Source organism: Pseudomonas sp. TH06, from assembly GCF_016651305.1.
Taxonomy (GTDB): Bacteria; Pseudomonadota; Gammaproteobacteria; order Pseudomonadales; family Pseudomonadaceae; genus Aquipseudomonas.
Window position 1 is genome coordinate 4527857 of sequence record NZ_JAEKEC010000001.1, and the last position, 13539, is coordinate 4541395.

The 13539-nt window shown below is 54.9% G+C and carries 9 protein-coding genes and 2 pseudogenes; 1 reads left to right on the plus strand and 10 read right to left on the minus strand.

What is annotated here, in order from left to right; translation table 11 throughout:
* Window positions 1–21: 21 nt before the first annotated feature.
* The 6 genes and pseudogenes from JFT86_RS20315 to JFT86_RS20340 form a co-directional block, all read right to left on the minus strand.
* Window positions 22–792, minus strand: coding sequence for a PoNe immunity protein domain-containing protein (locus JFT86_RS20315; RefSeq protein ID WP_201238065.1), 771 nt, complete (start codon window positions 790–792; stop codon window positions 22–24).
* Window positions 793–879: 87 nt separating this feature from the next.
* Window positions 880–1635: pseudogene (locus JFT86_RS20320) on the minus strand (PoNe immunity protein domain-containing protein); the annotation flags it as partial.
* 215 nt (window positions 1636–1850) lie between these two features.
* Window positions 1851–2084, minus strand: a pseudogene (locus tag JFT86_RS20325) (type VI secretion system tip protein VgrG); the annotation flags it as partial.
* 114 nt (window positions 2085–2198) lie between these two features.
* Complete coding sequence (locus tag JFT86_RS20330) at window positions 2199–3140, minus strand: PoNe immunity protein domain-containing protein (protein ID WP_201233298.1); 942 nt, start codon at window positions 3138–3140, stop codon at window positions 2199–2201.
* A 4-nt stretch (window positions 3141–3144) separates the two neighbouring features.
* Window positions 3145–4701: a hypothetical protein gene (locus JFT86_RS20335; RefSeq protein ID WP_201233300.1), complete on the minus strand. Its 1557-nt coding sequence runs from the start codon at window positions 4699–4701 to the stop codon at window positions 3145–3147.
* Window positions 4698–6989 (minus strand): type VI secretion system tip protein VgrG, encoded by a 2292-nt coding sequence (locus JFT86_RS20340; RefSeq protein WP_201238066.1) that lies wholly within the window; start codon window positions 6987–6989, stop codon window positions 4698–4700. The genes JFT86_RS20335 and JFT86_RS20340 overlap by 4 nt, the downstream gene beginning before the upstream one ends.
* A 374-nt stretch (window positions 6990–7363) precedes the next feature.
* On the opposite strand from JFT86_RS20340, the gene JFT86_RS20345 reads away from it, so the two are divergent.
* Complete coding sequence (locus JFT86_RS20345) at window positions 7364–8665, plus strand: OprD family porin (RefSeq protein WP_201238067.1); 1302 nt, start codon at window positions 7364–7366, stop codon at window positions 8663–8665.
* Between the two features lie 131 nt (window positions 8666–8796).
* On the opposite strand, the gene JFT86_RS20350 is transcribed toward JFT86_RS20345, so the two are convergent.
* The 4 genes from JFT86_RS20350 to JFT86_RS20365 form a co-directional block, all read right to left on the minus strand.
* Window positions 8797–9417 carry a hypothetical protein gene (locus JFT86_RS20350; protein ID WP_201238068.1) on the minus strand — a complete coding sequence of 207 codons (621 nt, stop codon included), beginning with the start codon at window positions 9415–9417 and terminating at the stop codon, window positions 8797–8799.
* Window positions 9418–9464: 47 nt separating this feature from the next.
* Entirely contained in the window at window positions 9465–10403 is a 939-nt protein-coding gene (locus JFT86_RS20355; RefSeq protein WP_201238069.1) for a carbohydrate kinase, read from the minus strand.
* Window positions 10404–10416: 13 nt separating this feature from the next.
* Window positions 10417–11913 (minus strand): xylulokinase, encoded by a 1497-nt coding sequence (xylB, locus tag JFT86_RS20360; protein WP_201238070.1) that lies wholly within the window; start codon window positions 11911–11913, stop codon window positions 10417–10419.
* A gap of 141 nt (window positions 11914–12054) precedes the next feature.
* Complete coding sequence (locus JFT86_RS20365) at window positions 12055–13527, minus strand: mannitol dehydrogenase family protein (protein ID WP_201238071.1); 1473 nt, start codon at window positions 13525–13527, stop codon at window positions 12055–12057.
* Between the last annotated feature and the right edge of the window lie 12 nt (window positions 13528–13539).

Below are 13539 nucleotides of genomic sequence, written 5' to 3' on the forward strand. Positions count from 1 at the left end.
TTTTCTGGGGGAGGGCAGAGTTTACGTGTTTGCTTTGCGCCGGGCATATTCAACCAGATCTTTTGGATAGACCATATGATCGATTTGGCTGTCGTCTATACCGTACAGGAAAGCAATTGCTCCTGCTTCGATGGCCCAATAGCCCACATAGTTGCCATCCTCGCCTTGCAAATGCGTGTCGTGCCAAGGGGCTTGAATGAAAGCTTCATACCATTGGTTGCAATACTCTCTCAGTCGCTGTGCGGACTGTTCTTTAGAGTCCATGTAGATGGCTTGTATCAGGGGGGTGTAGACGTCGTGAAACCACTGGTCAACATCATGTCTGTTTGGCAGCACTTCCCTTAAAAGGTCTTCGTATAGCGTGTCATCTCCGACATACCCCGCCTGATCAATCAAAACCACGAATCGCTTCAGTAAATCGGTGCGGCCCAGGAGAATACACAAGCCTATGACCTGAACACACTCTTCATACTGATCCGGCCAGTCATCTATGGCAAGCGGGGATATTTGGGGTTCCTGCTCATAAATAGATAGTGTGTGCTGCCGTATTTCGTATTTTTCTATCAACTCCTCAAGCAACGGAATGAGGATTTCTATTTCCTCTCCCGCCGTATAGCAGGCGAAGATTTTGTCAAGCAGAAGGTCTTGAAGATGGCGTGCTCGAAGCGACTCTTCTTGTTCAGGAGAATCTGATTCAAATTCATTGGTTTTGCAAAACTCGATAACTTCGTCGTATTCTTTCAAGAAAGTTCTATAGTGACTTTCGCTATAGTATTTTTGCCTTTTGTTCACGTTCCTTCCTTGGTTGTAAAATTCCAAGCCTGCTTGGAATCTTATGTATTCAGTGAGTAGCTTGATATTTCAGGCGGTCGGTTTATTGTTTTGCGCATACTCGACCAAGTCCTTTGGGTAAACCATATGGTCGATTTTGCTGTCGTCTATGTCGTATAAAAACGCAATGGCTCCCGCTTCAATAGCCCAGTAGCCCACATAGTTACCATCCTCTCCTTGTAGGTGAGTATCGTGCCAAGGGGCTTGCTTGAATGCCGGGTACCATTGTTTGCAATACTTCTTAAGAAGTTTCGGAGGGTCTTCTTTGTTTTTACCATAGATAGCTTGAATAAGTGGTGTGTAAACGTCGTGAAACCATTCATCTATATCGTGCCGATGTGGCATGACCTTGTTTAATAGTGCCTCATAAAGAGTGTCTTCACCTGCATATCCTGCGTCGTCAATGAGTTTAACGAACCGTGGGAGTAGGTCGGTTCGATGTAAAAGTACGCACAAGCTGATTACTTGGACAGCTTCTTCGTATTGGTTTAGCCAGTCATCTATAGCCAGTGGAGATATATTTTGCACGCCTTGGTATTCACTCAGGGCTTTCTGACGAATTTCGTATTTATTTATGAGATCTTCAAGAAGAGGGATAAGGTGTTCTATTTGCTCGCCCGACGTGTAAGTGGCGAGTAACTTGTCTAGAGCAAGTGTCTGGAAGTATCTTGCGCGCTGAGATGCTTCCTCCAGCGCCGAGTCGGATTTAAATTCGTTTGTTTTGAATAGTTCAACTAACTCATCGTGTTCTCTGAGAAAGTTTTCGTAATGCTTGGTGCTGAAAAAACTCTGTCGTACTTTCACTGTCGTCATGCCTCAATTTTTAGGTTGTCCAAAACGCCATGCTTTTTAGTCAAGATTTTTTTGCGCTTGCTGACGAGTGCTTTGACCTCTGTTTCGTTGTAATGAAAGGCTTTCTCGGGTGGTAAAGTGGGGCGTTAATAAGTGTCGACTGTACGAAAGTTTCACTTGGGCGGTGAGTATTCGCGATTGGCAACAGCTTTTTGAAGGTTGCTAAGCTCGACGCGATAGACCAGACCATGAGTCTTGCCTCGCTGGTGGCGCCGAAGGTCGGGAAGCCGGGCTTGTGCAGCAGCTCTTCGAGCTTTAGGTCGGGGCGGGCGCTGACCAGTTCGAGGTCGAAAACGGAACGGTTCATTGAGGGCTTCGCGACCGGTGAAGCTGAGGACTTGCAAGTCAGCGAAAACGCCTTCGTGCGAGAGGGTGATATGGGTTGCGTTGGCATCAAGCATGCCTTGAATTCCGTTTTCATTACTTTCACTGGCGAATAGCAATTGCCCCCTCTTAACTTTAAATGCGCTTCGCTCAGCGTCTGAAAGTCAAAGCTGAGCGAACGCTGCAGCACCTTATTCTTCGCCTGACCAATACCAAATTGTATCGCCCCAAGTAGAATCGTCAAATTTAGGCATGATTTCACCTTGTTTAAAGTAGCGGCGGGATTCCGCTTTAGCAGGGGTAAACCAGTAGCCTGTCTTGCTGCATGGTTGCCCAGCGTCTATGCGGGAAACCTCAGAATTATTAGCGGGTTTGTAGTTTCTTGCGTATTCAACCAGATCTTTCGGGTAAACCATGTGGCTGATTTTGCTGTCATCTATCCCATAAAGAAATGCTATTGCGCCGGCTTCAAGTGCCCAGTATCCGACATAACTTCCCTCGTCGCCGTCGGTATGTGTGTCATGCCAAGGAGCTTGCTCAAAAGCCGGATACCATTTTTTGCAGTAGGTGTCCAAGTGGCTAGAAGCTTCTTGTTTGTCTTCAGCATAAATTGCCTGAATTAGTGGTGTGTATACATCGTGGTACCATTGATCGATGTCTTGACGACCAGGTAAAACCTTAATCAATAGATCTTCATATAGAGTGTCTATACCTGCATACCCTGCATTATCGATCAGGAATACAAAGCGCTTTAACAGGTCAGTACGGTGGAGGAGGATGCATAGACTTATTACTTGTACGCACTCTTCGTACTCATCCAGCCAATCATCTATGGTCAAGGGGGTGATGTTGGGGATTTGTTCGTAAATTGCGAGTTTTTCTTGCAGTTCTTCGTAGCTCTCAATTAGGGTTTCTAAGGGCTGTTCTAGGTTTTTTATATCTTCTCCAGCAGTGTAGAGCATGAAAATTCTTCCAAGATAAAGTGTTTGGAAGTTTTTAGCTCTCAATGATTTCTCTTGAGCAGGAGAGTCGGCTTTAAATAGTTTGTCTTTCCAAAATGCAAATTGGTCTTCGTATTCCTCATTGAAATTTTCGTACATTTTTTCAGTTAGGAATTTTTGACGTCTTTTCAATTTATCAAGCCTCAAGCTGCAGGGATTCTAGGTTGCCGTATTTCTTAATTAGGGATCGCTTTCGTTTGTTGATGGCCTCTTTTACTGCATGTTCTTCATAGTGAATGGCCTTATGTTCCGCATGAGTAGATGCTTCAGTTTTTCCGAATCTTGCTTTAGCGTGTTGTTCTGCACTCTCTAGATAGACGGGCGTAAAAAATAGATGGCGGCTATAGGAACGCTCAACGTCTTTCCTGAGTTTTCTTGGAACCGCTTTAGTAAGGTTTTTGGCGATCCACTCTCGGCTCATCTGTACCAAAACAGTTTTCCCGTTTACCTTTGGCGCTTGTTTTTTACCCGTTGGCTTTGCAGTTTTTTTGCCACTCTCGAGCGGTGCGGCACCTTTCTTTCCTGAGTTTGACGGGTCGTTTTCAATTGGCTCTAGCAAGAGTGAAGCATCCATCCCATTAACCCCAAGTTTAGATACGATGCTTGGTTTCCGAGTGTTTCCAGGTTTTCGCATGAACTTAGGTGCATCTTCATCGCGACTGGCCTTCGCTTCTACTATCGCGTATTTTTCATTGCCGTTGTTCGCTGGATCTGCGCGCCAAACTGCGTCAATCCCGGTGCCATTAGCCGCATCGGTTAATTTGTAGAGTACATTCCAGCGTTTATCACTTCCGCCTTTAGAGATTTTACCCATTTTGCTGGAACCCGGCGTTCCATTGTTCCAAACCCCATCGACACCCTTATCGTGACCATCCCAATCCTTACCCCATGCCAATACTTCAGCGCAGAAATAGTCAGCAATGTGTTCGCCGCTGACTCCCAGTCCCTCGTTCGTAAGGTCCAGATTAGGGTTGCGGCCAAGTTTGGTTGCATCACTTTTTCTCTCGGAGGAACTACTAGGGCCATCGTTTCCTTGATTGGCGACCGCAGGATCCTTTCCTGCAGGTTTTTTGCCTTTAGCAGGCTTCGCGGAACCTGATGACATTCCTGAACTGTTTCGCTGCATCCCCTTCCATTTGACCAGTCTTTTTTCGACGATTCCCAGCATTGAAGGCATGTTGTCGCGTGACGTCGCCAATACCGTTACTACGGCAGATTGAGTCCATCCAGGTAGACTCTGGAAGGTTGACGATCCTTTGACTCCACTGATGATCGCGTCTAACTCTGAACGTAATTTTCCAGCATCAAAAATTTGTTTTAAAAGTTCTTCTGGGCTTGTCTTGATTCCACACTCTTCTAAAACAAAACGAAGCAGGTCAAATAGCACTGGGGCGAAACGTTGGGGATCTCTGTTAACAATCCTCAAACTCTTCTTAAGACCATCTCCCGGGCCAGGAATCCAACCAATTACTGCCATCAGCAAGTCAAACTGCGCATCTTCTTTACTGGAGGGCGAGTCAGAGTTGTAGAGCACAATAGAAGATTCGATAGTGTCGTAAGCATCAATCGCCTGACCAAGGAAGGGGACCGCTCCTAATGCGATGCCTTTTCCTAGTTCTAATGCGGCTTCTTTATATGCGGCACTACGGTCGTCGTCACCTTCGGTGCTGCTTCCAGTTTCAATTTCACTCATGTCAGCCTCCCTGCGGCTTTCTCCACTAGTGCTTGTAAATCAACTTTTTCTGGATCTAGGCCAATCTTCCGCAGGTCGTCGTTGATCTTTTGATCGCTGCTTTCTACGACGCTTACAGGAGGTCGATCAAAAGGCCTCGGATCTTCACCGTAATAAATTTTGGCAGGTCCCGTAGGCACATCTTCTAAGCGCGCATAACCATCCGCATCAAGAACACCTTCGCGGGTCGAACCATCGGCAAAATCAACACGATAAGATGCACCTGGTACGGGCTCGAGGTTGTTATAGTGCAAATTCAACTCCAGCCAGGTCGGATTCGCCTTGGCTTTTTCCATCAGCCTTCCGGCGATGTCCGCTGCCGCCAACCCCGGAATCAACGGAATCAAAATCCCGATCCCGGTCCCCACCCCCGGCGCGCCCCCGGTATTAGCCTTCACCTCAGCCCCGCTGATGGTCACGCCACCGGCATCAACCTTCACAAAACTCCCGCCAGCCTTGGCCGTGAGCTCCATACCCCCCTCAACCACAACCTTGTCGCCAGCGTGGTAGTGAATCTCCGTCCCGGCCTCGACAAACTGCGCCGTACCCACTTTCACATGCTGGGTCACGCCAACCGTCAGGTGATCATCCGCGCGCATTTCGCTGACACGATCCAGATGGGTAATGCGGTGTTCCTCAACCTTGAACTCGCTCAGCGTATTGGCTTCAACGGTGTCGTGCCGTTCGTTGCCGACGCGGATCTTCTGGTCGTGCTCGATGTTTTCGTCCCAGTCGCGCTGGGCGTGGATGTAGATCTGCTCGATGCCTTTTTTGTCTTCGATGCGGAATTCGTTGTAGCCCTTGCCGCCCGGTGAGCTGAGGGTTTTGAAGGTGCTACGGGTTTTGTTGGCCGGCAGGTCGTAGGGGACGACGTTTTCCTTGTGGTACAGGCAACCGGTGACGAGTGGCTGGTCGGGGTCGCCTTCGAGGAAGGTGACGAGGACTTCCATGCCGACACGCGGGATGGCGAGGCCGCCGTAGGCGCTGCCGGCCCAGCCGCTGGCGACGCGCATCCAGCAGGTGGTTTTGTCGTCGGCCTGGCCGTCGCGGTCCCAGTGGAATTGCACCTTGATGCGGCCGTATTGATCGCAGTGGATTTCTTCGCCGGACGGGCCGGTGACTATGGCGGTCTGGCTGCCGAGGACTTTCGGTTTCGGGTGTTCGAGGGCAGGGCGGTAGTGCGCGTCCCACGGCGTGGCGAGGAAGCTGTTGCGGTAGCCCTGGTGGAAATCGCTTTTGTTGTCGGTGACGTCGCTGGTGACGTTTTCGCCGAGCACCTGCGGCTGTTTGCCTTCGTGGAAGACTTCCAGCAGCAGCCACAGGTCGTTCCACTCGGCGCGCGGGTGCTCGGCGAGGGTGAGGAAATGGCCGCTGGTGAGGGTCGGTTCGTCACCTTTGCCTTCGGCGAGTTTGTAGTCGCTGCGGTGGCGTTCCAGTGCGCGGGTCGAGAGGAATTTGCCGCGCTCGCGGGTGGTGAAGCGGCCGGGGTAATCGTAGTCTTCAAGGTCCGGGGCGAAGGGGCTGGTTGCCGTGCCTTCGGGGAGGATCTGCGGTTTTTCGAAGTCGTAATCGCGGCGGCTGACGCGAGTGGTGCGGGTTTCCAGGCGCAGGTTGAAGCGCTTGATCACCGGTTTGTCGGCGGCCATGCCGGAGTCTTGCTGGTAGCTCACGGCTTTGAGTTTGCGGAACACGGTCTGGTCGTCGCCGAACACCAGTTTGTGGCCGCTGCTGCTGTGCTGGAAGTGGAAGTGAATGCCTTCCTCTTCGCACAGGCGCTGGATGAAGTGCAGGTCGGACTCGTCGTACTGCACGCAGTATTCGCGTTCCGGGTATTCGGCGCTGAGCTGGAAGCTGTAGGCGTCGGCGAGGATGCCGCGATCTTCGAGAACCTGGGCGATGATCTTCGGCACCGTGAGCTGCTGGAAGATCTGCTGATCGTGGTTATGGCGCAGGTAGGCGAGTTGCGGCACCAGGCTGATGCTGTAACGGGTCAGGGTTTTGCCGGAATCGCCTTGCTCGATGCGGTACACCAGGCCATGAATCTTGCCTTCGCCCGTTGCGCCGAACGTTAGTACGCCGGGCTTGTGCAACAGCTCTTCGAGTTTCAGGTCGGGGCGGGCGCTGACCAGTTCGAGGTCGAAACGGAACGGTTCGTTGAGGGCTTCGCGACCGGTGAAGCTGAGGACTTGCAGGTCGGCGTTGGCGCCTTCTAGCGTGAGGGTGATGTGGGTAGCGTTGGCGTCCAGCATGCCTTGAATTCCGTCCGTTGAATAAGCAGGGGACGGATGATGGAGGATTAAACCGCCTCGTTCAAGGCGCAAATGCCGTATGCACGGCACTGGTGGGGCATAGGGCAAACCCTTAGATAGCGGGTTTCCCTCAATGAAACCGGGCGTTTCGTGGATGCCCGCGCCGGTTGGCTGCCGATATCACCCCCGCCGGGCATTGAAGAATAGCCAGTCAGTTTCAGACTAAAGTCGCCTGTGGCACGTTAAAGCCATCTGCCATCATTGCGCCTCACCCCTGCGTGTTCACTTTCTCCCGGCTCAATTTTGATCCGGGACGGGAGCTATTTTTCTGGCTTATTGCGCCTCGCGCAAACGCTGCATTGTTGGAGTTTTTCATGCGTCCCCCATTTACCCTCATCACCCCGCGCCAGTCGTTTGGCTTCGGAGCCGTTGTGCTATGCGCCGGTTTTGCCGCACAGGTTCAGGCCAGCGGATTTTTCGAAGACACCACGGCGAAAATCGAATCGCGCACGGTGTACTTCAACCGCGATTTCCGTGATGGGCACACCTCAAACGATCAGGGCGCATCGAAGCGTGAAGAGTCGGCGCAGGGCTTCATTCTCAACCTGCAATCGGGTTACACCGAAGGCACTGTCGGTTTCGGCATTGATGCGCTGGGCATGCTCGGCTTCAAACTCGACTCCAGCGCCGACAACAGCAATAGCGGTTTGCTGCCGTCGAGCGGGCAGGACCCTCGCGGCTCGAAAGATCAATACGCGAAAATGGGTTTGACCGCGAAAGTGAAGGTTTCGGACACGGTATTGAAATACGGCGCACTGCTGCCGGATCTGCCGCTGCTCAAGTACAACGATGGCCGTCTGCTGCCAACGATGTTCAACGGTGCGCTGCTGACTTCCAAGGAAGTGAAGGACCTGACCTTTATGGCGGCGCGTCTGGACAAGTACACCGCGCGCGACTCCACCGACTCGCAAGACATCCGCGTGCACTGCAAGAACAAGCGCTACGCGTGCAACACCACCGCCGACCATTTCGACATGTACGGCTTCGACTACAAGATCAACGATCGCCTGACCGCGCAGTATCACTACGCCGAACTTGAAGACATCTATCGCCAGCACTTCGTCGGCCTGTTGGCCAATCAGAAGGTGGGCGACGGTGTGTTGAAAGCGGATCTGCGCTTGCTGAAAAGTGCCGACAGCGGCGATGCGAAGGCCGGTTCCATTGATAACCGTGCATTGAGCGGCATGCTGTCCTACGCCATCAGTGGCCATACCTTCAGCGGCGGCTGGCAGCGTATGAACGGCGACAACTCGATGCCGTACCTCGATGGCAGCAACCCGTATCTGGTCAACTACGTGCAGGTCAACGATTTCGCCGCCGCGCAGGAACGTTCCTGGCAGTTGCGTTATGACTATGACTTCAAGGCAATCGGCATCAACGGCCTGAGTTTCCTGACGCGCTATGTCAACGGCGATCACATCAAGGTGTTGGGCAGCGATCAGGAAGGTAAAGAGTGGGAACGCGACAGCGAGTTGAAGTACGTGATTCAGACCGGCACGTTCAAGGATGTAAGTCTGCGTTTGCGTAATGCGACGTATCGGACCAACTACGAGAAGTTTGCCCGGGATGTGGATGAGACGCGGTTGATCGTGAGTTACAACTTTTCGGTGTTGTAAGGTACCGATTTGTAACGTCTGATCGACCGCTATCGCGAGCAGGCTCACTCCTACAGAGGATCTTCAGTGGACGCGGATATCGCGTTCGACATTGATCCATTGTAGGAGCGAGCCTGCTCGCGAAGGCGTCTTTACAGCCAGTGCCAGAACCTGCTCCAGAACCCTCGGTTGAGGTCTTCCTTGCAACCGGCATATTGCTGGGCATACATATCGGAACGGTTTTGCACTTTGCGCGCTGTCGGCATCAGCCACGCCTTGCTGGCGTAAGTCTTGTTGCGATAGCCACCCCAGCCTTCGTGGTAGTTGAGGTACTGGCCGTAGGCGTCGTATTTGTAGACGCCGTTGATGCTGGTGGTCTTGTCCATGTACCAGCCGACGAAGTCGATGGCGTCGTCGAAGTCTTCGCGGTCAGCGCCGCGGCGGCCGGTGCTTTTCTGGTAGTCGGACCAGACTTCATCCTTGGCCTGCGCATAACCCGACGCGGTTGAAACGCGGCCCCACGGAATGACCCAGAGCAGGTATTTGCGCGGGGTCTTGGCGTCGTAGCGGTAGCCGGATTCCTGATACATGATCGCGAACGGCACCTGGATCGGTACGCCCCAGCGCTTCTGCGTGACTTGCGCGGCGTCGTACCAATCACTCTTTTCGCGGAAGATCTCGCAGATGTTTTCCGGCGAGCGGGGCGGCGAGGTGCCGCAACCCGTCAACAGTGCCGCGAGTACCAGTAGTCCAACCGTCTGCCCTGAGTTCAAAAGCCGTTATCCCGTCATGCGCGTAAAAAGGGCGACAGTCTACGCGCTCAGCTCAATTGGTGACGATAGGGCAAATCCGGACCGGTCTTGCTGCAGGTCAGCGCTGCCGCTTGCACGGCGAACTTGAGCATGGTGTCGATCTGCTCGCGAGCAAGGTGCTGCACGCCTTCGACCGAATCCAGACCGTGCTCGGTCAGCCAGGTGATCAACGCGGCCTGGAAAGTGTCGCCGGCGCCGACGGTATCGGCGATCTGCACCGGGCAGGCGGGCACCGACCATGAACCATGGGCGCGGCTGAACACGCTGGCGCCTTCGCCGCCACGGGTGAGGATGACGACCTGGCAGCGATGCGCCAGCCAGCCTTCGATGACGCGTTGCGGATCCTGTTCGGGGTAGAGCAGGCCCAAGTCTTCGTCGCTGACTTTGATCAGATCCGCCAGTTGCACCAACGTGGCAATCCGTTCGCGCCACAGTTCGATATTCGGCTCGGGATTGAGGCGTACGTTGGGGTCGAGGGTGATCAGGCGTTTGCCACTTTCACGCTGAACCAGCGCGAGCAGGGTGTCGGCAATCGGCTGCACCACCAGTGAAAACGAGCCGATGTGCAAACCGCGCACTTCAGGGCCCAGCGATGGCAAATGCGCGAGGCTCAACTGCCGATCGGCGCAACCTTCGCCGCGAAAGCTGTAATGCGGCGAGCCGTTGGCGCCGACGGCAACCATCGCCAGCGTGGTCGGCGCGGCGAAGTCCACCAAATAGTCAGGACGTACGCCTTCCTCTTGCAATACCTGCTGCAAGCGGCGGCCGAGGTAGTCGGTGGACAGTCCGCCAAACAAGGCCGAGTCCACGCCCAAACGACGCAAACCCACCGCGACGTTGAACGGCGAGCCGCCGGCAATCGCCTTGAAGTTCACTTTCGAAGCCAGTCCGCTGGCATCGTCTTCGCTGAAGAAATCAAACAGGGCTTCGCCACACACCAAATACATAATTGTTTGCTCTTTATAGGGTTGCGACATGCTGTTGATAGCGTTCGTAAGCCTGCTGGAACGCCGCGACATTGGCGGCGATCGGCAGGGTTTCACTGCTCAGGTCGAGTTTCACGCAGCGCTGGCACAAGTCGGCCAACGTATCTTCGTGGCCGTTCGACCAGGACTTGCACCACGCTGCTTGAATCGCAGCACCGAGGGCGGCGGCTTCGCTCTGTTCAGTGCAGATCACCGGGGTGTTCATGATGTCGGCGACGATCTGCCGCCACACCGCGCTGTTCGAACCGCCGCCGATCAGGCAAATGCTGCGGCTTTGTAAACCATTCTGGCGGAGCAAATCCAGTCCGTAGCGCAAGCCGAACGTTGTGCCTTCGACAGCGGCTCGGCACAGATTGGCCTGAGTCAGATTATCCAGCGTCAAACCGTGCAGGCTGCCGCTGGCGTGGGGCAGGGCGGGGACGCGCTCGCCATTGAAAAACGGCAGCATGCTCACGCCTTCGGCGCCGATGGGGGCCTCATCGACGAGTTCATTGAACCGGTCGAGATCCAGCTCGAACAATTCGCGAATTGCGCCGGTGGCGTTGGTCAGATTCATGGTGCAGATCAGCGGCAACCAGCCGCCGCTCGATGAACAGAACGTGGCGACGCTGGCATCCGGGCTGACTTTCGGGGTTTCGGCGTAGGCGTACACCGTGCCGGAGGAGCCAAGGCTCATGGTGATCGCGCCGGGTTGAATATTGCCGGTGCCGATCGCGCCCATCATGTTGTCGCCGCCGCCGCTTGCGACCAAGGCGTTGGGGTTGATGCCAAGGTGTTCGGCGATGGCCGGCAGGATTGTGCCGACGGCTTCGTGCGCATCGATAAGTTCAGGCAGCGCCGCTTGCAGACGTCCGCTGGCGTCGATGTCACGCAGCAACTGCAAATCCCACTGGCGAGTGCGTACGTTGAAGTAGCCGGTGCCGGAGGCGTCGCCGTATTCGCTGCAGGCACGGCCGGTGAGCCAGAAGTTGAGGTAATCGTGGGGCAGTAAAATACGTGCGATGCGTGCGAATACGACTGGATGTTGTTCTTTGGTCCACAGCAGTTTCGACACTGTGTAGCCGGGCGCAATGACCACGCCGAGGCGTTCGAGCGAGCCTTTTTCACCGCCCAGATGCGTGAGCAGCCGGTCGTTCTCAGGGGTGGTTTCGGTGTCGCACCAGAGCTTGGCCGGGCGCAGGACTTCGCCTTGATCGTCGAGCAGCACCAGACCGTGTTGCTGGCCGGAAACGCCGATGCCGAGGATCGACTGGCCATCGACATTCGCCGCCAACAACGCGCGGCGGGTGGCGAGGGCGAAGGCTTCCAGCCACTGGCGAGTGTCTTGCTCGCGACGGCCGTTGGCACCGCTGATCATCGAGTGAGCGGCGGCGCCGTGGCCGAGTACTTCGCCGCTGGCAGCATCGAGGATGATCGCTTTGGTGCCTTGGGTGCCGCAGTCGATGCCGAGGAAGAGTTGTTCGGTTGCCATGGCGAGATCCTTGGTGTTTCTGTTTTATCTCGGTGAACCCTATCGCGAGCAGGCTCACTCCTACAGGAGAATTGTGGTCACTGACGATCACCTGTAGGAGTGAGCCTGCTCGCGATGGCTTAATTCGCTGTAACGATATTCTCAGCCAAGAATCCGCTCCAGCGTTCGCGTCACACCTTCTTCGCGCAAGCTGTCGCAGCACCATTCAAACGCCGCGACAAACTCCGCCGAACGCGGAATCGCCGTGCCGAAAATCTCCTCGACCGCCAACAATCGCTCAGTCACCAACGCATCATCAGCCACCAATGCCTGGCAAAAAATCGCCCGCGGATCAGGAATCGAATAGGTATCGCCATTCTCATCCACACCCTTGAGATACAACGCCCAGGCCGCCACCACTAACGCCGCACGCTTGGTCTCGCGCCCATCGGCAATCAACCGGTTGATCGTCGGGATGGTGAACTTGGGAAACTTCGACGAACCGTCCGAACACACCCGCTCAAGCTGATCGGCAATCGCCTGATTGGAGAACCGCGCCACCAGCGTGTCCTTGTATTGCGTCAGGTCGATGCCCGGCACCGGCGCCAGTTGCGGTGTGACATCCATGTCCATATACGTACGCATGTAGCGCACGAACAGCGGGTCATTCATGGTCTCGTGGACAAAACGATAGCCTTTCAGGAAACCCAGATACGTCAGCGCCAGATGACTGCCGTTGAGCAGTTTGATTTTCATCTCTTCGTAAGGCGAAACGTCGTCGGTGAACTGCACGCCGACCTTTTCCCAGGCCGGCCGGCCGTTGACGAATTTGTCCTCCAGCACCCACTGCACAAACGGTTCGCAGACCACCGGCCAAGCGTCATCCACCGCGTGTTTGTCGGCCAGTTGCAGGCGATGCGTGGTGCTGGTCATCGGCGTGATGCGGTCGACCATCGCGTTGGGGAAACTGACGTTGGCGTCGATCCAGCTGCACAGATTGCTGTTGCGCAGTGTGGCAAACGCCAACAGCGCCTTGCGGGTGACCGCGCCGTTGTGCGGCAGGTTATCGCAGGACATCACGGTGAAGGCCGGAATGCCCGCCGCCCGGCGTTTTTCCAGGGCTGCGCAGAGAAAACCGAACACGGTTTTCGGCGAGTCCGGGTGGTTCAGATCGTGCTGGATCTGCGGCAGATGCGCCATGAATTCGCCGTTACTGTCGTCAATGCAGTAGCCGCCCTCGGTGATGGTCAACGAGACGATGCGGATCTGTGGATCGGCGAGTTTGTCGATCAATGCCTGGGCGTCATCCTCGGCCAGCAGCATGTCGCGAATCGCGCCGATCACCCGCACTTCAGTGTCGTCGCTGTCACCAAGTTCGAACAGGGTGAAGAGGTAATCCTGCTCCTTCAGATCGTCGCGGGCGCGGCGGTCTTCGGCGCGCAGGCCGACCCCGCAAATCGCCCAGTCGAGTGCTTCGCCGGTGTTCATCAGCGCGTCGGTGTAATACGCCTGATGCGCCCGGTGGAAACCGCCGACACCAATGTGCGCGATGCCCTGACGGGTATCACTGAGGCTGTAGGCCGGCAGTTGCACTTCGGCGGCGAGGCGGTTGAGGTTTTGTCTGTTCAGTTTCATTGGGCAAGTCTC

Coding starts and splice junctions, on each gene's coding strand:
- JFT86_RS20340 (WP_201238066.1), bottom strand. CDS start 6,989: ATGCTGGACGCCAACGCTACCCACATCACCCTCACGCTAGAAGGCGCC.
- xylB (WP_201238070.1), bottom strand. CDS start 11,913: ATGGCAACCGAACAACTCTTCCTCGGCATCGACTGCGGCACCCAAGGC.
- JFT86_RS20365 (WP_201238071.1), bottom strand. CDS start 13,527: ATGAAACTGAACAGACAAAACCTCAACCGCCTCGCCGCCGAAGTGCAA.
- JFT86_RS20355 (WP_201238069.1), bottom strand. CDS start 10,403: ATGTATTTGGTGTGTGGCGAAGCCCTGTTTGATTTCTTCAGCGAAGAC.
- JFT86_RS20345 (WP_201238067.1), top strand. CDS start 7,364: ATGCGTCCCCCATTTACCCTCATCACCCCGCGCCAGTCGTTTGGCTTC.
- JFT86_RS20335 (WP_201233300.1), bottom strand. CDS start 4,701: ATGAGTGAAATTGAAACTGGAAGCAGCACCGAAGGTGACGACGACCGT.